Origin of the sequence: Salmonella sp. SG203 (genome assembly GCF_013350575.1) — a bacterium.
Taxonomy (GTDB): Bacteria; Pseudomonadota; Gammaproteobacteria; order Enterobacterales; family Enterobacteriaceae; genus Salmonella; species Salmonella enterica.
This window is the reverse complement of sequence record NZ_SNMT01000007.1, coordinates 14,400-31,178: the sequence shown is the minus strand read 5'-3', so window position 1 is coordinate 31,178 and position 16,779 is coordinate 14,400. Positions and strand designations below refer to the sequence as shown.

The 16,779-nt window shown below is 52.0% G+C and carries 23 protein-coding genes and 1 pseudogene; 2 read left to right on the top strand and 22 right to left on the bottom strand.

The genetic code is table 11. The features are described 5' to 3' along the window. Nucleotides 1–3: 3 nt before the first annotated feature. The 4 genes from bcsB to bcsR are packed head-to-tail and all read right to left on the bottom strand — an operon-like array spanning nt 4 to nt 5,892. Nucleotides 4–2,304, bottom strand: a complete 2,301-nt coding sequence (gene bcsB / locus HV477_RS12235) for a cellulose biosynthesis cyclic di-GMP-binding regulatory protein BcsB (RefSeq protein ID WP_079898878.1) — start codon at nt 2,302–2,304, stop codon at nt 4–6. 10 nt (nt 2,305–2,314) lie between these two features. After that, nucleotides 2,315–4,939 carry a UDP-forming cellulose synthase catalytic subunit gene (gene bcsA / locus HV477_RS12230; protein WP_001728751.1) on the bottom strand — a complete coding sequence of 875 codons (2,625 nt, stop codon included), beginning with the start codon at nt 4,937–4,939 and terminating at the stop codon, nt 2,315–2,317. Further along, the gene (bcsQ, locus tag HV477_RS12225) at nt 4,936–5,688 is read right to left on the bottom strand and encodes a cellulose biosynthesis protein BcsQ (RefSeq protein WP_023204142.1); all 753 of its coding nucleotides are present in this window, start codon (nt 5,686–5,688) and stop codon (nt 4,936–4,938) included. Before bcsQ ends, bcsA begins: the two co-directional genes overlap by 4 nt. Next, nucleotides 5,689–5,892, bottom strand: coding sequence for a cellulose biosynthesis protein BcsR (gene bcsR, locus HV477_RS12220; protein WP_000282616.1), 204 nt, complete (start codon nt 5,890–5,892; stop codon nt 5,689–5,691). A 244-nt stretch (nt 5,893–6,136) separates the two neighbouring features. Here bcsR and HV477_RS12215 point away from each other — a divergent pair. Next, nucleotides 6,137–6,772 (top strand): annotated as a pseudogene (locus tag HV477_RS12215) (BcsE family c-di-GMP-binding protein); the annotation flags it as partial. Between the two features lie 193 nt (nt 6,773–6,965). Next, nucleotides 6,966–7,217 carry a hypothetical protein gene (locus HV477_RS12210; RefSeq protein WP_175065038.1) on the top strand — a complete coding sequence of 84 codons (252 nt, stop codon included), beginning with the start codon at nt 6,966–6,968 and terminating at the stop codon, nt 7,215–7,217. A gap of 362 nt (nt 7,218–7,579) precedes the next feature. Here HV477_RS12210 and HV477_RS12205 read toward each other — a convergent pair whose 3' ends face one another. From HV477_RS12205 to HV477_RS12120, 18 genes are read right to left on the bottom strand one after another with little or no spacing between them, the layout of a single operon-like run. Next, nucleotides 7,580–8,140: a Mor transcription activator family protein gene (locus tag HV477_RS12205; protein WP_175065037.1), complete on the bottom strand. Its 561-nt coding sequence runs from the start codon at nt 8,138–8,140 to the stop codon at nt 7,580–7,582. A 23-nt stretch (nt 8,141–8,163) separates the two neighbouring features. Continuing rightward, complete coding sequence (locus tag HV477_RS12200) at nt 8,164–8,604, bottom strand: gp16 family protein (protein WP_175065036.1); 441 nt, start codon at nt 8,602–8,604, stop codon at nt 8,164–8,166. Next, nucleotides 8,601–9,107: a hypothetical protein gene (locus HV477_RS12195; RefSeq protein ID WP_175065035.1), complete on the bottom strand. Its 507-nt coding sequence runs from the start codon at nt 9,105–9,107 to the stop codon at nt 8,601–8,603. Before HV477_RS12195 ends, HV477_RS12200 begins: the two co-directional genes overlap by 4 nt. Further along, nucleotides 9,104–9,784 carry a DUF2786 domain-containing protein gene (locus tag HV477_RS12190; RefSeq protein WP_175065034.1) on the bottom strand — a complete coding sequence of 227 codons (681 nt, stop codon included), beginning with the start codon at nt 9,782–9,784 and terminating at the stop codon, nt 9,104–9,106. The genes HV477_RS12195 and HV477_RS12190 overlap by 4 nt, the downstream gene beginning before the upstream one ends. Continuing rightward, entirely contained in the window at nt 9,774–10,691 is a 918-nt protein-coding gene (locus tag HV477_RS12185) for a hypothetical protein (protein WP_175065033.1), read from the bottom strand. The genes HV477_RS12190 and HV477_RS12185 overlap by 11 nt, the downstream gene beginning before the upstream one ends. A 21-nt stretch (nt 10,692–10,712) precedes the next feature. After that, the gene (locus HV477_RS12180) at nt 10,713–10,976 is read right to left on the bottom strand and encodes a hypothetical protein (protein WP_175065032.1); all 264 of its coding nucleotides are present in this window, start codon (nt 10,974–10,976) and stop codon (nt 10,713–10,715) included. Between the two features lie 19 nt (nt 10,977–10,995). Continuing rightward, on the bottom strand, nt 10,996–11,259 hold the full coding sequence (locus HV477_RS12175; protein WP_175065031.1) for a hypothetical protein: 264 nt from the start codon (nt 11,257–11,259) through the stop codon (nt 10,996–10,998). 2 nt (nt 11,260–11,261) lie between these two features. Continuing rightward, entirely contained in the window at nt 11,262–11,459 is a 198-nt protein-coding gene (locus tag HV477_RS12170; protein ID WP_175065030.1) for a hypothetical protein, read from the bottom strand. Continuing rightward, complete coding sequence (locus HV477_RS12165) at nt 11,446–11,655, bottom strand: hypothetical protein (RefSeq protein ID WP_175065029.1); 210 nt, start codon at nt 11,653–11,655, stop codon at nt 11,446–11,448. The genes HV477_RS12170 and HV477_RS12165 overlap by 14 nt, the downstream gene beginning before the upstream one ends. After that, a complete protein-coding gene (locus tag HV477_RS12160) occupies nt 11,630–11,818 on the bottom strand; it encodes a hypothetical protein (RefSeq protein WP_175065028.1) in 189 nt (62 codons plus the stop codon). The genes HV477_RS12165 and HV477_RS12160 overlap by 26 nt, the downstream gene beginning before the upstream one ends. After that, nucleotides 11,818–12,354 carry a host-nuclease inhibitor Gam family protein gene (locus HV477_RS12155; protein WP_175065027.1) on the bottom strand — a complete coding sequence of 179 codons (537 nt, stop codon included), beginning with the start codon at nt 12,352–12,354 and terminating at the stop codon, nt 11,818–11,820. The genes HV477_RS12160 and HV477_RS12155 overlap by 1 nt, the downstream gene beginning before the upstream one ends. Nucleotides 12,355–12,376: 22 nt before the next feature. Further along, complete coding sequence (locus tag HV477_RS12150) at nt 12,377–12,616, bottom strand: hypothetical protein (RefSeq protein WP_175065026.1); 240 nt, start codon at nt 12,614–12,616, stop codon at nt 12,377–12,379. Next, entirely contained in the window at nt 12,616–12,903 is a 288-nt protein-coding gene (locus tag HV477_RS12145) for a hypothetical protein (RefSeq protein ID WP_175065025.1), read from the bottom strand. The genes HV477_RS12150 and HV477_RS12145 overlap by 1 nt, the downstream gene beginning before the upstream one ends. Next, complete coding sequence (locus tag HV477_RS12140; protein WP_175065024.1) at nt 12,903–13,280, bottom strand: DUF2528 family protein; 378 nt, start codon at nt 13,278–13,280, stop codon at nt 12,903–12,905. Before HV477_RS12140 ends, HV477_RS12145 begins: the two co-directional genes overlap by 1 nt. 9 nt (nt 13,281–13,289) lie before the next feature. Beyond that, nucleotides 13,290–14,477: an ExeA family protein gene (locus HV477_RS12135; RefSeq protein ID WP_175065023.1), complete on the bottom strand. Its 1,188-nt coding sequence runs from the start codon at nt 14,475–14,477 to the stop codon at nt 13,290–13,292. 12 nt (nt 14,478–14,489) lie between these two features. Then, nucleotides 14,490–14,738 (bottom strand): hypothetical protein, encoded by a 249-nt coding sequence (locus HV477_RS12130; protein WP_175065022.1) that lies wholly within the window; start codon nt 14,736–14,738, stop codon nt 14,490–14,492. A gap of 44 nt (nt 14,739–14,782) precedes the next feature. Beyond that, the gene (locus HV477_RS12125) at nt 14,783–14,932 is read right to left on the bottom strand and encodes a hypothetical protein (protein ID WP_175065021.1); all 150 of its coding nucleotides are present in this window, start codon (nt 14,930–14,932) and stop codon (nt 14,783–14,785) included. Nucleotides 14,933–14,969: 37 nt separating this feature from the next. Next, entirely contained in the window at nt 14,970–16,778 is a 1,809-nt protein-coding gene (locus tag HV477_RS12120) for a DDE-type integrase/transposase/recombinase (protein ID WP_175065020.1), read from the bottom strand. Nucleotide 16,779: the final 1 nt, after the last annotated feature.

Here is a 16,779-nt window from a genome sequence, read left to right as displayed (position 1 = left end):
GCGTTACTCATGGTCAGGGTCGAGACGACGGCGACTGAGAATACGTAGCAGACGCCACAATACCCACGCCAGTAATACCACACTGAGGGCCGCCAGTACCGCCAGCAGCACCGGGTGATTCGCCAGCGCATACCACAGCCGCTCAAACCACGGCAGATGTCCGACGTAATAGATATCGCCAACGCGCAGACTGTGAACGCCGGACTCGCGGATCACCGCCACGGAACCAAACATCGCGGCGCGTTTACCGCTGTCGTTCACGGCGTCGTTCAGTAGCTGGTAACCGCGCGGGCTGTCAGCCAGCAGAGCAATCACGCTGCGCTGATCGTTAAACGGCGACTGGAAGCCCACCACCGCCGCCATCGGGCCGCTGGCGGTGACGGTGGACTGCGCATCCGCCGCGCGATCGGCCTCATCCGGCATAATCGACGGGAAAGCGGTCTGCCGCATCGGGGTTTTTACCCAGCTTTGTGTCGCCTGTACCAACAGATCGATACGCTTATCGTCTTTTAGCTTGCCCGGAATAGCGCCAATAATCAGCAGATCGGCGTCTTTGTCGGCTATCTGAGCGCTATCATCGGTGATGGTCAGATTAATTGCCGGGAAACCGGTCTGCCCGCCAATGGCGCCGACCGTATTCAGCAGCGTTTCCATTTGTGCTTCGGTTGGAGTCTTCGGCATCACCGCCAGCGTGTCAGACAAGTCGGCCATCCGGCTGAACGGGAAACCCGCATTGGCGAACGCGCGTAAATCCGGCATCGCGATAAAGTGGTAATATTTCGAAAAATCGATAGTGGAGTCATCCCCTATCACCACATGATTCGGTACCGGCTGGAAGGTAATACAGTTGTCCACCGACCCGCCCGGCATCGGATTCATGTAGCGGAAGTCAAAACGTAGTTGGTTCATCGCCCCCAGTTTGAGCGCCGGAATAGACACATCCGTTTTACCATCCAGCAGTCCCTGAAGTACCGGCAAGCGCAACAGGAGTCGATTAGTTTCCTGCGTGCTGTTAAGGCTAAAGGCTTGCAGGAACTGGTTATTCAGACTGATATCCAGCCGTGAACTGTCTTTGGTCGGCGGCGAGGTATAACGGTAGTTGAGATCCATATCAATACCGTTGCTACGCAGCAAATAGAGATCCGGCGGCAGATTCAAAGAAACGTTGATGGGCGCCGGCTCCAGCCCACTCGACTGGAGCTGCTCTTCATAGGTTTTCAGCTCGCCAAAAGTGACCGGGCGATCGGTACGCACCCAGTTCGGCGCATCATACGGTTTGCGCGCCAGCAGCGGTTTTACATCGTTGACCACCACGCTGGAACCACGGAAGAGAATATTCCCTTGCGCGATACCTTTTGCCGCCTGCAACAGGTCTTTATCATCTCGACCAAACACAACCAGCAACTTCACATACGGATTATCCGGATGGCTCATCATCTCGATAACCGGCGCGTTAACCGCAGGATGATCGCGCAAGAAATCGGGGCGTCGATCGTTGGTGGCGAACACGATCGCATTGCGATCCGGCAGGTGATTATACAACACCGGGAAGCGCTGACCGCGCCAGCCCGCCCGCGAGCCAAACCAGGACGCGACAATAGAAGCCGCCTGCTGCTGCGCCAGATCCGGCATGTCAGCAAACACTATCGGCAACGTCACCGGACGGTTATCCCGCGGATCGAAAAACGGCACCGGGAAGTGTGACAGATCGTTATTCACCGGCAGCATGTTATAGGTCAGATCCAGGGCGCTATTTCGCCCGATGTCTAACCACAGAGTACTGCTGGCCGGGTTTTCACACACGTCGCGATAGTGGCCGACAAACTCCAGCCGCACCCGGTTAAAGTCGGTGATAAATAGCGGATTGATAGGTACCTGCGCCAGCGTCTTTTTCCCCAACTGCTCTTTTGTCACCGGCAGTACGCCCATCAGTTCATCATTGAGATAAACCTTGAGCTGCGACTGAACCGGCAGGAGCGACGGCGAGGGCGTATATTCCAGATTCAGCACCGCTTTCGACGCCACTTCATCGCTGCGCATACCAAATTCAATGCCGCCGTTAGGGTTAACGCCACGCAGCGCCATACTGCCCGGCGGCGGCGCGATTTGCGCAAAGGTCAGCTTGACCTCGCGCGAAGGCGCGGTCTGCGCCACGACGGGCGCCTCAGTTGCGGGCGACGGCGCAGGCTCGGTGGGTTCAGCATTTATCAATGGCGGCGTAGCAGGCGCCGCCGCCGTCATGAAAGCAGGAAACGCGCTTAATCCTATTACCGCCGCACACATCCAGGACAATTTTCTTTTCATCGCATTATCATCATTGTTGAGCCTGAGCCATAACCCGATCCGACGGCTGTATCGCCGCTTGCCGCTCCGGGCGACGCGGAATAAACGATACAATCCAGGCAATTAACGCCGTCAACGATCGGAAAATTACTTTTACTGAAGGCGGCGCGAACTCCGCGAGGTGGCGATATCCGCGGAAGCCCAGCTTCAGAATATCCAGCAAGCTTTCCAGCGGTTTATCTTCCGGGAAGCTATCTTGCCAAAGCGCCCACGTATCGGCGCGCGCGAAGGTACACTGCACAAAATCAATATGTTGTTTGGTGGTGAGCGGCATCAGTTGTAGTCCGACCTCATTGCCCGTTACGCGCACCACCTGCGTTGGAAAGACATATTCCTGCTGCCCGCGTTTAAGCAACAGATTCACTTTCTGCCCTTCCAGCACCTGCGCCTGACCGTTGATCTTGATGCCTAACCCGCCGTCGGAGAAGTCATGTACGGTACAGGAGAACAAATGTCCATCTTCGCGGGCGATGGCCCCCGGCATGGCAATTTCGACCCGATGCGCGCGTCTGACCTGTTTACTCTCTACCGAAACCGCAACCGCGCCGCCGAGAATGACCAGGTTGTAGAAGACCCACACCAGGCTAACGATGACGGTCAGCGTTTCATTTTCCGGCCCGTAATAGTATCGCCATACGCCCGCCGCCACGCCGAGCAGGTTAAGCAAGACAAGGAAGATATACGGACGCGAGATTACCCAGTCGACGTACTTCTCTTCCACCAGCCCGCCTTTCGCCGTGACGTTAAATTTCCCTTTGTGCGGATTGATCAACGCGACCAGAGTCGGCGGTGCGATATACCATGCCAGTACCGTTTCATAGATTTCACTCCAGAAAGAGTGACGATACTTGCCCTGAATCTTCGAGTTAGTCAGGCTGGCGTGGACCATGTGCGGTATCACAAATAGCGCAATCATCAACGCAGGCGCATAAATGATATAGGCGTGCAGCAGCAGAAAAGCCAGCGGCGCGGTCAGAAAGATCAGGCGCGGAATGCCGGACAAGAAATGGAACATCGCGTTGAGGTAGCACAGCCGCTGCGCCAGTTTTAAGCCTTTACCAAACAGAGGGTTATCGAGGCGGAAAATTTGCACCATACCCCGCGCCCAACGAATACGCTGCCCGATATGCGCCGACAGGCTTTCCGTCGCCAGCCCCGCCGCCTGCGGAATGCGCATATACGCTGAGGTATAACCTCGCCGGTGCAGCCGGAGCGAAGTATGCGCATCTTCCGTCACCGTCTCAACGGCGATACCGCCAATCTCATCCAGCGGCTTACGGCGAATCACCGCGCACGATCCGCAAAAGAAAGTGGCGTCCCACATATCGTTACCGTCCTGTACCAGTCCGTAAAACAGCGTGCCTTCGTTAGGCGTTTTACGAAAACGTCCCAGGTTGCGCTCAAACGGGTCCGGGGAGAAGAAATGATGCGGCGTCTGCATCATCGCCAGCTGTTTCTCTTTCAGGAACCAGCCCATTGTCATTTGCAGAAACGAGCGCGTCGGTACATGGTCGCAATCGAAGATCGCCACAAACTCGCCTTTCGCGTGTTTTAGCGCATTGTTGATGTTGCCGGCTTTGGCGTGTTCATGCGTAGCGCGGGCAATGTAATGCACGCCAACATGCCGGGCAAACTGACGAAATGATTCGCGCCCGCCGTCATCAAGGATCCAGATATTCAGCTTGTCCTTCGGCCAGTCAATGCCAAGCGAAGCGTAAATGGTATTTTTGACCACGTTAAGGTCTTCGTTATAGGTCGGTACAAAAATATCCACCGTCGGCCACTGCGACATCTCTTTCGGCAACGGCACCGGTTGACGATTTAACGGCCACACCACCTGGAAGTACCCCAGCACCAGCACAATCCAGGCGTAGGTTTCCGCAAACAGCAGAATCAGCCCGCACACCAGACTGACCGGGTCGTCCCAATTTAGCGTCGAGGTATAGCGCCACCAGATATAACGACAGGAGACCGTTAGCGACAGCACGATGAGCATCAGCGCGGAAAAGCGTCCCGGCATACGTCGTACCAACAGCGCAACGCCCCACAGCAACAGCAGAAAGATAAATTGCGATAGCGGGTTAAATGGCTGCGTAATACAGATCAGCGCCAGTATCAGTGAAAAGGTCACGATAACGCCCAGAATAAAACGCCGGGCGCCATTGCTAAGATGTCCCAGCTCTTTTTCCTTTTCCAGGTGCGTTGTCTTTTGGCGCACCCGTTCCGGTAAGGTATCCATCCATTGATGGTAACGTCCACGAACGTCCTTCAGGCGCGCAAATGACCGCCAGCGCGGTTCATGACGTTCTTTAGCCGACGAGATCATCACCAGCCAGAGGGTCTGAATGAGGTAACGGGCCGGGTCCAGCGGGCGCGGGCGGGCGGCGTTAATATGCGGATAAAGCGCTTTATGCCCGTCGCGAATACGCTGCCAGCGCGGATGCTCAAGCGGAAACACTATCCACGCCAGAATCGTCCACAGGCAGCCGAGCGCTGCGCTAAACGGCGACGCGCCGTGGCGGCGGTAACCCTGATAGCGCTCGCTCAAACGCGCGCTAACCGGCGGGATAAGCAGCCACCGGGAAAGGGCGCTCATCGCAGGCTCCCGGCGGACGTTTTGTCGCCCGCATCATGCAGCAGGCACCAGTTCGCCAGCGTTAACACCTCTTCGGCGGCTAACGAATCGCTGCGATATTCGCCTAACGGCTGTTTCGACGCCATGCACTCCGCCATCGCCTCATCGCGATGGATCACAATGGGCAGCAACCGGCGCTGGCTTTGCAGCCAGACCTGGTACAGATCGTCCTGTAACTGACTGCCAATGCGTAAGTCATTGATCAGAATATACGCTCCGGCAGGCAACGCCTGCTGATGAAGGCGAATATGGCAGTTAGCGTCAACCTGGGCTATCGCCAGCGTATGGTCGCAGAGGCTCACCAGCTGCCGTGTCAGCGGTAACGCGCCGTAGGGCAAGTCCAGTAAAATCCAGCTATAACGCCCGCTCGCTTTCAGCGCCTGGATAGCCGATCCGATCTCTCCCAGCGTCTCCTGCCAGGCCTGCGGATTTTCCCGCTCTTGCGCGGTGAGCTGTCCAAACGGCAGTAGATCAAGCTGTGAGGTATAACGTAATCCGGCATCACGCCAGTCCTGGCCGTCCAGCAACGATCGCGCCCAACCGCCCTGATGGACGAAGTCGACGTTAAACGACATGCGCAGCAGGTTATCGGGGCTGGCGTCAATCACCAGGACATTTTCCCCTAAGATTTGTAACGCCCAGGCGAGTGCTGCGGTGAGAGATGTGGTTCCCACCCCGCCGCGCACGCCCTGCAGTCCCAGAATCGCCATTCATGGCTTCCTTAATGAATGTGGTTGCGCAAATTCAGCCAGGAGTGGCCATCTTTTAATCGCCGCCGCCAACTGTTCGCGTTGGGAAATATCGGTGTAATCTATTTCGGGTAGTGAAAACGCCTGGCTTAATGCCAGAAAATCATTTTGAAAAGTGTAGCCCAACGTTGGATCGGACTGAGCGCCAGGTTCATTGTTATACATTCTGGTTGCTCCTTTTTAAATATTTCTCACTGGCAGCATTACGCCCCGTCGTCAATACGGGAGAACGCGCATTTTTCATCTTTCCGTGACATCATTTATAATGTGTAAAAATGCAAAGCGCAGAGTTACAGGGCATCCTGCCGGACAAATTGATTCACATGCTAAATCTGATGCGTTTTAATTTCAATGTTAGGTTTATTTCTGTGCTTTCGCTAGTAAACTGATAAACAGTTAAAATAGTGACATGAGGGACACTGTGGACCCCGTATTTTCTCTCGGCATCTCATCATTATGGGATGAACTGCGCCATATGCCAACCGGCGGCGTCTGGTGGGTTAACGCCGATCGCCAGCAAGATGCCATCAGCCTGGTGAATCAAACGATTGCGTCACAAACGGAGAATGCAAATGTCGCCGTCATCGGCATGGAAGGCGATCCTGGCAAAGTAATCAAATTAGATGAATCTCACGGTCCGGAGAAAATCCGCTTATTTACCATGCCGGATTCAGAAAAAGGGCTATACTCTTTGCCCCACGATTTGCTTTGTTCTGTTAACCCGACGCATTACTTTTTCATTCTTATTTGTGCAAATAACACGTGGCGGAATATAACGTCAGAAAGCCTGCATAAATGGCTGGAAAAAATGAATAAATGGACTCGTTTTCATCACTGTTCATTGTTGGTTATTAACCCTTGTAATAATAGCGATAAACAGTCCTCGTTGTTGATGGGCGAGTATCGCTCACTTTTTGGCCTCGCCAGTTTACGTTTTCAGGGCGACCAACATTTATTCGATATTGCCTTCTGGTGTAACGAAAAAGGCGTCAGCGCCCGACAGCAGTTATTGCTGTGTCAGCAGGACGAACGCTGGACGCTATCCTGATCAGACGTGAGATATTTGAAAGAGAGACGTGAGATAAATAACGATTCGGAGTGGGTTCTGACGAATCCTGTCGAATAGATTACTGTAATTAGTTTTCAGTATGTGAAACACATTTCAGCTAGTTTTCACCTCCGCACTCAGAAATAATAAATCTGGTCATGATGACCAAATGATACCGAGGAAAACGACCATGAAAAAATTCACACCCACCGATGAGAAGCAACTTGCCTTGTTTGCTGCCTACATTGCCTTAGTCAGAGCACTACAGTCAAATAAATCCCTGGATCTGTCTGATCTCATTATTCAACTGGAGCAAGCAGAACACCGCTACCAGATTGTTGGTGAGACTGGCGCGGCGCTTCATCTTGGTGAGCTTCTTATTGAAATCAAGCGTATGAGGCTGTACGAACCGCCCACCCCCTCGGAGGGCTCCAGGTCTTAAAATAATCTGCGCATTCAGTCGGTCTGGAGTCCTGGTTAACTCGTGGTTCTACAGAACACGCAGCGCTAAGCACTTCATCGGCCTTCTGAAACAACTCACTGGTGCAGTCAATCCTCGTTGCAGATTTGAGAAGTAGTTCTGTCTGCGCGAGTACCCGGCAAGCCTGACCAACTGACATGGCATGCAGATGTTCTTTGATGATGGACCGTGCCGTCAGCGTCACTTCGCTGTTGCTTAAAAATGTATCTTCGTAGAGGTTACCCATAGCATTTACTCCGTAGTTAAACAAAAGCACGCTGGAAAATCCACCGTGCTTTCATATTGCCAGCCTGTCAGCGTCGACACCTTTAAACCACTTTAACTTATCCATCACCGAACATATCAGCCTGCGCCTCATCAGAAACATTTCTCTCTTTCTTGATGTTCGCTGATTGCCCCTTGCGAAGTTCTGATGTCAGGTAGGCTATCTCCCTGCCAATGGCCAGCGCCTCGCTTTCATCGATATCTGGAATATACTGTCGCAGGCAGTACGCCGAATGGTCCATGATGTCACCGAGGGTTTTAAATTGTTCCCGAATAAAATCACTGATATCGCTGTTGTCGGGTTCATCGTTGCTGAACATATCCGGCTGGTGACGCTTTATATAATCATCTCTCATATCCTTAACAATGCTGTATACCCACTGGATGGACACCCCAAATTTTTCGGCTAACGCGTCGTGGTTATTCCCCTTAAACTCATCGAAGATGCGTTGATTGCGTCGCATAACTTCATGGTCTGGCGTTTTGGTTATGTAGATGGTATTTCCCTCCCAGGCGAAAGTGAGTTGCCTGACGATGGCTACGCTGATTGTATTGGCAACTGCAGCCGGAAAGCCGTTCCGGGAAAGGACGGAGAAGGCGGCCTCCCGGATGCCGCCCATTAATTTTTCCTGTGTAGTGATGCTCACGTTGCACCCCGTAATTTTTTCAGTTCCCGTTCCTGCCAGTTCTTGAGCCTCTCAATGGCATCGCTGGCCAGTTCCGGCTCCAGCCATTGCAGTCCGTCAACGCCGGTTTCCCGCTTAACCCACCGACACAGGGCCTCTTCCGAGCTGTCGCGTACAAAGCCCTGAGCGTACATCTCCAGCCACAGCGCCCGCAGCTTTCTTGCCTGTGGAGAATCCGCCAGTGAGCGCGTTGTGCGCGCCTTGCTGGCGGGTTTTACTTTGAACCCTTTCTTCTTCATGGCGGCCAGAACTTTATTGAGCTGGCCGGGATTCATAACGCTGGTTGATGTCTCGCCAGTAATGGACAGAAGCATCTGACGATAGGTATCGTTATCAATCCCCAGCTGGCTTTTGGCGATATGAATAAACTGGATGAGTCTGGTTCTGTTTGTTTTCATGCAGCACCATCCTTTATATCCAGAAGTACGCGTCGGGCCTGTATCGGAGCCTCGTTCATTTCCCGTATGCAGTCGGCGTCATAAAAGCTGGCTTTAATGTTGGTTTTGTTCATGACCATCTCGTGCATGGTCAGCATTCGGGCCAGTGCAATCTGCAGACGGTTAATCAACATGAAGGCCGGGAACGGCATGGCGTAAAGTGGTTGCCAGCGAGAACCTGGCTGTGTGCTGCACCATTCAGGATTGAACATTGAGGCATGCGAACAGGCATTCATTTCTGCCAGTTCGTCACTGTCAGTAAAGGCTGTGGGCTTCTGCTGCGCCAGTTCCAGACATGGTGCAGCCAGGTCAGTCATTGCCCGGATGATTTCTGCAACCAGTGAATGATGCATAACTGTTTCGCCTGTAAAGGTAACAGCAGCGCATTTCTGGATATGTTCAAGCCGGGTATTCAGGTCCGCTATTTCCTGAATACGGGCTGGTGATAGTCCGATATTATTCATGATGAGATTCCTAATTTTGCCTGTTCCTGCCCGTTAACTGGATGATGAAGACTGGCCTGTCTGCCTTCGCGGTAACCGTTATTCAGGGCGCTATCGTTATCGCGGGTCTTACCTGACTGACGAGCCTTGCGCGTGACACGGGTGTATTTCTTCTCCAGCCAGCGTTCAGCCAGCTCAACCTCATGGGCGGTTCTGGCCAGCTTCTCAATTTTATTCAGCACAGCAATAATCCAGCCCTCGGCGAATTTATCGCCGCGAGCGGTTTTAGTGCTGGTTTTAATGCGTTTATTCTGGGTTTTAATAAAGTCCTTGCGGGCTTTAATTAACTGGCGGCCTAATACCTCAAAGGTGTAGCCCGCCAATTGAGGGCGGTTATATAAGCCGTAAAAGCTGACGCCATTACCACCCAGCAGAATACAATCCACCCCAAACGCATCCTTTATAACCTGCAGCAGGTACGCCATATAACGCGGGGGATTACTGGCCCCAACGGGCCAGTAATCGCAGATGGATTCATTAATATCGCTGAGTTCGATATCGTCCTGAGTAATGCCGTGAGCGTCGGCCAGCTTCTGCGCGCGTGCCAGTGCGGCGGAGGCTTCATTGGCATTAGATGAACCGGTCAGCGCCATCAGCTTTTTAAGGCGTCGGATGACCTTTTCTTTATCATCTTTCATTGCTGTGCCCCTGTGCCGGTAATTCTGTACGCCAGCCGTTAGCCTGCATAAATGCCAGATAATTAATGCAGTCGATGGGGTCGCCTTTTTCCAGGTGGTGGAATAACGCCTGCAGACATTCTTCGCGCGTCCAGAAGTTACGACCATCGCCAGTTTCTTCACCCTCAACAGGTACGCGCCAGCCGTTGGTATAACCGTGTTTCTCCTGTGCTTTGTACAGTTTTTCCGCCATGGCGTCAGCGGTATCTATTACCAGGTATACCGTATCAGGGTGTAGACCTCTGGGAATATAAACCTTATTTTCTACTCCGTCGCTTTGTTCATAATCGTAATGGACGCGCATCATACTTGTAGTAATGCCTTCACAAAGCTTTGCGTGCAATACATCATTTTCATCACTATCGGCACATAGCGGACAGTATGAAAGACGGAAACGCAGACGGACTATTTCATCGGCAAAAACCTGAGCGATTACGTACAATTGCGTGATACTTGATGCGGCAAGCGATAAAGAAATTTGTTCCTCTTCTGAGTTTACATGTCCGACATAATAATTGATTACGTTGCTTAGGAATGAACTGTCGTTGTAACTCTCCAGCTCATGAAGCATCGACTCCTCTGTCAAGTATGACATTTTTTTACTGGAGCCATAGCTATCATCGCCTGGTGTTTGACGGTTTAACAAAGAATTTAAATAAGCTATCTCACTGGCTTGCTTTGTAATCAGGCTTCGCAAACCGGTAACATTTTCATTCGCCTCAGTGAAGCTTTCTGCTGAACCATAGTCTTTATCTTTTCTGTATTTTTGAGCATACATTAATAATAATGCGGAACAGTTATATGCGTTATTAACGTCAAACATAACCCTGTCAATAACACTTGGGGTGAGTAAAGAAAGCTTGTTCATTGTATTTCCTGTTTATCTTAATTAGTGTCTGAATTTCGCAGGTTTCATCATTTCCATAACCGCGTTTTCTATTTGTGCGCGATTGTTTTTCAGGTGCCGCTGTACACCGGCCAGTAGTTGTTCTGTTTCCTCAAACCCCACACCTCCCGCCAGTGCTTCCGAAATACCATAAAGAGCGATTTCAAGCACAAACGCCTTGTCCGTAAGTGACTGGCACTGGCAAAGCTCCTGAATAGCTAAAAGGCCATACGCCACCTTTGCACTGACTTTCTTTTTATCGATCATAATACCCTCTCATTAATTATCAGCATGTAGAAAAACAGGGAGGTCTGATAATGGATAAACAAATATTCCGGCCATCAATATCTTCAATACGCTGGTTGAATTTAAATTCAAATCCGTTACGGCTGTAGATCGTTATGGTAATGACTTCCTCCGGCGTTCTTCCGATCACTTTCATTGCGCTATCTGTACGATGATTGAAGTTTCTCAACATTGTTTCAATGGTACTTTCCAGCTTGCTTTGATTTGTAAGCTCAACTGATTTTTTGAAATGTACTGCTTTCATGATTACCCCCGCATCAAACCTAATATGAAGAAAAAGCCCAGCGTTAATCCGGTCCCGATAAAAAAGGCGTACCAGAAAAACAGTAAGCAATTGCCCAGTACCTTGACCATCTCAGGCAGTACATCACGAATGGCCTTTTTGAATGCCTGTAATTCGAAGCAAAGACGAGATCTGATGCGAGAGAAGTTAATCTTCAGCATGATCAGACTCCCGTTCTTTGCATTTCTCAAGGTGTAGCTGCATTTGTGCCAGCGCTCGCTCTTTACCCTCGGTGGTGTTAATCATTTCAAACGCGGCGATGGTCACTCCTGGAATAGAGCCTGCGATATCCATGCGCAGGTTTTTATTCCAGATGGTCGCTTTCACACGATTAGTGTATTTCTGTTTTGTTGCCATTGATTTCGTTCTCCAGTCCGCGTCCCAGTGTTATCAGTGTCACGCCTGCGCGCATGAATAACTTTGCTGCTTCAGGGGCGTTGCCGGACTCAGCAGCGCGCATGGCGCGGTTAATATCTTTCTCGGCCTTTTTTCGCAGGTGTTGAATAATGTCGAATTTCATCAGTCGAGCTCCTGCTCAAAGGGCGCAATGGAAAATGTCTCGGTATCTTTATTAACGATAATCCCTTTTATTTTTCCGACTTCTGCATCCTCATCAGCTTTAAGGGCATCATTGATAGCTGCTTTATTGATGTCGGTTTTGCGGGTAATGAACTGGTCCCACTTACGCTTTATTAATTCCTCCAGTACCGCTTTGGCACCTTTGATATTTACGGACAGTGGATTGGTACGCCATGACACTTCGCCGGTTGTGAACTTCACCGTCTTGGTCTTGCCGTTATTGGTCAGATCATCACGGTTGACTTCACACCAGGACTGGACGCCTTTTTTCAGCAGTTCCAGTTTGGTGTTTAATGCCTCCGTGTCCGGCGTGTACTTACTGGTGATGGCGGCTATCTGGTCATTTTTCAGGGTCTCCATACGGGTCAGTTTGCGCTGGATATCACCAATCTCTTTAATATCGGAAATAACCTGTTCTCTGGATTGCGGCATGTAGGATGCCGCCGCAGCTTTAAGCCGCGAAACTTTCTTCGCCATTTTTAATTACCTTTAAGTGGGGTTATTTAATTACTTCGAACTCTATGTTTTCGGGTTCATTAATATCTTCAATATCTTCGCCGTCACCATAAAAATCATATTTAAAGGCGATTTCTTTTATCTGTTCGTCAACTTCACGGGTAGATGACCATTCCTCGCAAATCTGCAGGTATTTATCGTAATCCGCCTTTTCCATCTCCACTATTTTACTGAATCTGGCGGTGGCTTCTGCCTGTATAACAACTTTTACTGTATCGCTCATTACCGAACCTCCCACGTTACGCGGCAGTTATTCACCTGAATCTGCCACCATTCATAATTACCCCGGTCATCATTGCCGGTGCCATAACGTACCGCCTGTCCCCGTTCCTGAGCCTGACGACAGCGGTTGTCGTAATGCACGCGAATATCGGGTCGTTGATAGCCGTCCATTTCAACACGGTCAGCGGTAAATCCCATCGCGGTAAGTTGTGCAATGGCAGTACCCACCTGTGAAATCTGCTCCTGAGTACGTTTGTTGTCGCAGTTAATAATTAAGCGGCTGCGCATCACAATACCTCTTCCACTTCCATGTCGTCGTAACATACATCTGGAGTATCACAGTTCAGTATTTTAATACCTTCACTGCCGTCCATCGGTGGCCAGCCTTCCATATTACCGTCTTCAAACAGGGCGATAAGTCCCTGTGCATTCCAGTCACCGGTCGGGCCTGTCTGTTCAGTAAAGCAGGCTGCTGCCAGCATTTTTAATACCGTAGTGGTAATGTCACAGTCACTGTTCAGATAACGGTCTTCTGCGTTAATAAAGAAGTTATTAATCTGGTGCAGTAATTTATCGGTACAAATGGAATGATCAATCTCCACGGTTAATACAGGTGCGTCCTGGTGTGCGCTCCAGGTGATTTTATAACGTTTTACGTCTGACATATTTCCTCCTTAACGGATGTGTGTATTGAGGTTTTTAATAATTTCTCCGTTAACCACCGGCACACCCAGCTCTGCGGCCTCATTCATGGCTGCAATCATCAGGTTGCCGATAGCCAGCGGATACAGGTTGCTGGCGGTAATATCACTGCCGGTTTTCGGGTTTCTGCCGACTTTGACAGTCATCTTCTGGCGAATCATCTGCACGCCACTTTCGTCGATAACCCCGTTAACATCGCAGCCCGCCCGTTCGAACTTAAATGCCAGAAAGGCTTCAAGATCATTATCCAGCGCTGTCAGGTGGATCATCTCGCAGCGCTGGACGACCTCGCGCACCGAGGCATTGCGCTCACTGAGTTTGTCGCGCAGCTCCTGCTGACCAATCAGGATGATGGAAAGCAGGCGCTTAAAGCCATGTTCCAGCTCCAGAAAGCGCTTGAGGTGTTTCAGGGTTGGCACCGGCAGCGAGTGCGCCTCTTCAATAATCAGCACGTGACCACACTGAGAACTGTCATAGCTGGCTTTGAGGGCCGCGTGCACCTGTGCAAACCGGGCTTCAGGCGATTGTTTCGGGCGTTCTCCCGGTGCGACCGCGCGCAGAATGGCCTCGGCGATGCTGGCAGATTTCAGGGTTTTGCCGGTGCGATCGTTATCCTCCATCGCCAGTACGTAGGGTTCGATAACCACCGTACCGCTGCTTTCACGGTGCAGGCGTTCAATCAGGTCACGGCGCAGGGTGGATTTGCCGGAGCCGGATTCCCCCCACAGTGCCAGCATGCCGCCGTGTGTGGCCGTCTGGAACATCACCTCGCGCACATAGCGTAAATCCGGCGTCACAAACATATCGGCGGCGCTCTGGACGGCGGTGTCGTCAAATGGGTTGGTGAATAATTTAAAGGCTTTTTTCGCCTTCTGGCTTAACGTCTGTTTTTTGAGTAACATGCTGTCCTCTTCTGTTGTCTGTTGTACCTGAGTAACGGCTGTTGCCTGCGGCCTGACCTCATCAAAACTGTGGGTGGCGTCCACGTCGTGACGTGTAAGCAGTTCAGTGATCCGCTTCCTGAGTTGTTCGGGGTTACGACGCGGCCACCGCCCGTGGTTTACCAGCTCCACTATCGCAGGCTTGGAAATGCCAGTTTCACTGGCAGCTTCCGCCAGGCTGATGTGCAGGTGTCTCAGTTGTTGTTTCAGCAGCAACATCGTTAAGTCCTCTCAGGCCGCGGCCTGTGGCGTATCAACACTCATAACCCGCCAGCGGCTTTCCACTCCGCTTTTGCGCGTGACATTTACAATCAGGCTGTCGCGCGGATACCAGTCATAGTGTGTGATGGTGACGGTCATGCCGCTGACAAGGCCCGGTATGCCGCGCAGGTTGTAGCTCTTGTCCCGGAAGCGCACCGTCAGGTCATGGCGCACTGCGCGTTTAACGGCGATCGCGAGGGGGTGGGTCTGCTGTGTCATAGGTGATTCTCCTCTTATGCATATAAAGGAAAGAAACGGCGTGATTACTCTTCGCCACCGATAGCTTTATAGAGACGTTCGGCTTCCGTGATGCCGTCATCAGAACGGTCTTCATTAAATGCGACAAAGTCAGTCCAGCTCTGGCCGATAAAGTCGCGGATGGTTGCAAGGTCAAATTCATCCACTTCGATCATGGTGTTGTCCTCATGGGTGTATATATAAAGGAAGGCATTATTTGCCTGCCGCCAGGCTGACCACGACGCTGTCGCTCATGGCCAGCAGTTCCTGCATGATGGCGTCCAGTTGTTCTTCCTGAACACCATCAGGGTAGTGATCCACCAGGTACTGATAATGGGTGGGGTTCCACTCGCGCCGCAGCGCCTCAAATCTTGTGCGTAGTGCCATGGCCGCTTTGACGTGGCTCATCGGCGGAATATCCAGCTGGCGGCGCGTCAGCGGGGAGTCCTCGCCCTTAACCGGTATATAGTCAGGGTGGTACTCGTTATCGAGCGCCGTCAGCGGCTTAAACCTGCCACCAAAGGGCAGCGTCTTTGACTTGCGGATATCTTCCGGCTTCACCGGCGTGGCGGAGTCCGCGATCAACATTTCCACTTCTTTAAGGTTCTTCTGCGCCTTCGTCTCAGGCAGGGCGCGGTATTCTTCACCAATCACGCAGGAATCCACGCGGAAGAAGTCCCCCTCAATGACGTCTGCCACCAGGCATTCATAGAATTTGTCCCAGCCATCCTCACCTTTCATGACGATATAAACGGCATTCGGGTTAAACAGGTTGCGCGTTACCTGCACGGTATCGCCGATACAGACCAGATCCATTGCCACCAGACGCGCCACGTTGTACTGCTGGCCGTTAAAGCTGATATGCATATCGCTTCCCACTTTGCGGGATTCCGGCGCGCGCATTGCGGCTTCGCGGCACAGCTCCACCGATGGCGCTTTCACCAGATGACCGTTCACACTTTCCAGCCAGCGCGCGGTGCGGGTCTGTTTGTGGCGGCTGTGTACAACGGTGCGATTGAACTTCATGCGCCAGACGCGGGCGCGGGCGTTCAGATCGTCAAGGTCAGTAATCCCTTCAAAGCTCAGTAGTGACTCAAAACGGCGCTCGATAATGTCACGCGCCTTTTCCACCGAACCGGTGGCGCGGGCGTTGCGGGCCTTGTGCTGAATCATGCGGATGCCCAGCGCCCGGCACATGTTGCCGAACGATGTCGCAATCAGTGCCGAGCCGGGGTCAGTAAAAAGCACTTCCGGCACGCCATGCAGCACATCAGCGCCGCCGCGTTCCTGCATGGCGTTAATCAGCACGTCGGCGTAGTGCTCGGCTTTCTCACCGCCGAAACGGTATTCCACGTAGATCCAGCCGCTGTTGTGGTCGGTGATTTCAAACGACCAGACGCGGTAATCGGTGACACGCTCGGCGTTACGTGGCTTGTTCTTGTTGAACTCGTCCTCGTACATCATGTACAGGTTGGTTGGCGCTGCCTGCTGTGCTTTCGATTTCTTTGGCTTTTTCAGGTAGTACAGCACGCACATGGAGGCGTCCATTTCCCATACATGGTTGGCATACTTGCTGCGCAGCTGCACGGACGGCGCAGGCTGCTTTAACTGCTTCGGGTGCATCTGCGCCCGGCTCAGTGCGCGCCTGACGGTGTCAGGGTGAACCGGTATCAGCTCTCCGGTCTCTTTATCCAGACGTGAAGCCACCACCATTCCCGCATCACGCAGTTCTTCAGCCGCCTGCGAGATGCTGAGGTTGCGTTTGTTATTCTGGCGTGTGGCCTGAATAATGGAGCCTGCGATGTATTTCATGTCGGTCATGGTGATACAGGTTTTCCCTTTATCGCTGCGGGTCTTGCGGGGTTTTTTACCCGCAACCTCACCCAGTTTGCGCAGTAACGTTTGTCTGGTGATACCGTATTTCTGGCAGGCGGCGTCGTAGATGGCCCCCTTCTGACCATGGGGTGCCATCCGCGCCGCTCTGGCGATATCAACGAGTGTTTCGTTCTGGATGGCGCTCATG

Coding starts and splice junctions, on each gene's coding strand:
- bcsB (WP_079898878.1), bottom strand. CDS start 2,304: ATGAAAAGAAAATTGTCCTGGATGTGTGCGGCGGTAATAGGATTAAGC.
- bcsA (WP_001728751.1), bottom strand. CDS start 4,939: ATGAGCGCCCTTTCCCGGTGGCTGCTTATCCCGCCGGTTAGCGCGCGT.
- bcsQ (WP_023204142.1), bottom strand. CDS start 5,688: ATGGCGATTCTGGGACTGCAGGGCGTGCGCGGCGGGGTGGGAACCACA.
- bcsR (WP_000282616.1), bottom strand. CDS start 5,892: ATGTATAACAATGAACCTGGCGCTCAGTCCGATCCAACGTTGGGCTAC.
- HV477_RS12210 (WP_175065038.1), top strand. CDS start 6,966: ATGAAAAAATTCACACCCACCGATGAGAAGCAACTTGCCTTGTTTGCT.
- HV477_RS12205 (WP_175065037.1), bottom strand. CDS start 8,140: ATGGGCGGCATCCGGGAGGCCGCCTTCTCCGTCCTTTCCCGGAACGGC.
- HV477_RS12200 (WP_175065036.1), bottom strand. CDS start 8,604: ATGAAAACAAACAGAACCAGACTCATCCAGTTTATTCATATCGCCAAA.
- HV477_RS12195 (WP_175065035.1), bottom strand. CDS start 9,107: ATGAATAATATCGGACTATCACCAGCCCGTATTCAGGAAATAGCGGAC.
- HV477_RS12190 (WP_175065034.1), bottom strand. CDS start 9,784: ATGAAAGATGATAAAGAAAAGGTCATCCGACGCCTTAAAAAGCTGATG.
- HV477_RS12185 (WP_175065033.1), bottom strand. CDS start 10,691: ATGAACAAGCTTTCTTTACTCACCCCAAGTGTTATTGACAGGGTTATG.
- HV477_RS12180 (WP_175065032.1), bottom strand. CDS start 10,976: ATGATCGATAAAAAGAAAGTCAGTGCAAAGGTGGCGTATGGCCTTTTA.
- HV477_RS12175 (WP_175065031.1), bottom strand. CDS start 11,259: ATGAAAGCAGTACATTTCAAAAAATCAGTTGAGCTTACAAATCAAAGC.
- HV477_RS12170 (WP_175065030.1), bottom strand. CDS start 11,459: ATGCTGAAGATTAACTTCTCTCGCATCAGATCTCGTCTTTGCTTCGAA.
- HV477_RS12165 (WP_175065029.1), bottom strand. CDS start 11,655: ATGGCAACAAAACAGAAATACACTAATCGTGTGAAAGCGACCATCTGG.
- HV477_RS12160 (WP_175065028.1), bottom strand. CDS start 11,818: ATGAAATTCGACATTATTCAACACCTGCGAAAAAAGGCCGAGAAAGAT.
- HV477_RS12155 (WP_175065027.1), bottom strand. CDS start 12,354: ATGGCGAAGAAAGTTTCGCGGCTTAAAGCTGCGGCGGCATCCTACATG.
- HV477_RS12150 (WP_175065026.1), bottom strand. CDS start 12,616: ATGAGCGATACAGTAAAAGTTGTTATACAGGCAGAAGCCACCGCCAGA.
- HV477_RS12145 (WP_175065025.1), bottom strand. CDS start 12,903: ATGCGCAGCCGCTTAATTATTAACTGCGACAACAAACGTACTCAGGAG.
- HV477_RS12140 (WP_175065024.1), bottom strand. CDS start 13,280: ATGTCAGACGTAAAACGTTATAAAATCACCTGGAGCGCACACCAGGAC.
- HV477_RS12135 (WP_175065023.1), bottom strand. CDS start 14,477: ATGTTGCTGCTGAAACAACAACTGAGACACCTGCACATCAGCCTGGCG.
- HV477_RS12130 (WP_175065022.1), bottom strand. CDS start 14,738: ATGACACAGCAGACCCACCCCCTCGCGATCGCCGTTAAACGCGCAGTG.
- HV477_RS12125 (WP_175065021.1), bottom strand. CDS start 14,932: ATGATCGAAGTGGATGAATTTGACCTTGCAACCATCCGCGACTTTATC.
- HV477_RS12120 (WP_175065020.1), bottom strand. CDS start 16,778: ATGAGCGCCATCCAGAACGAAACACTCGTTGATATCGCCAGAGCGGCG.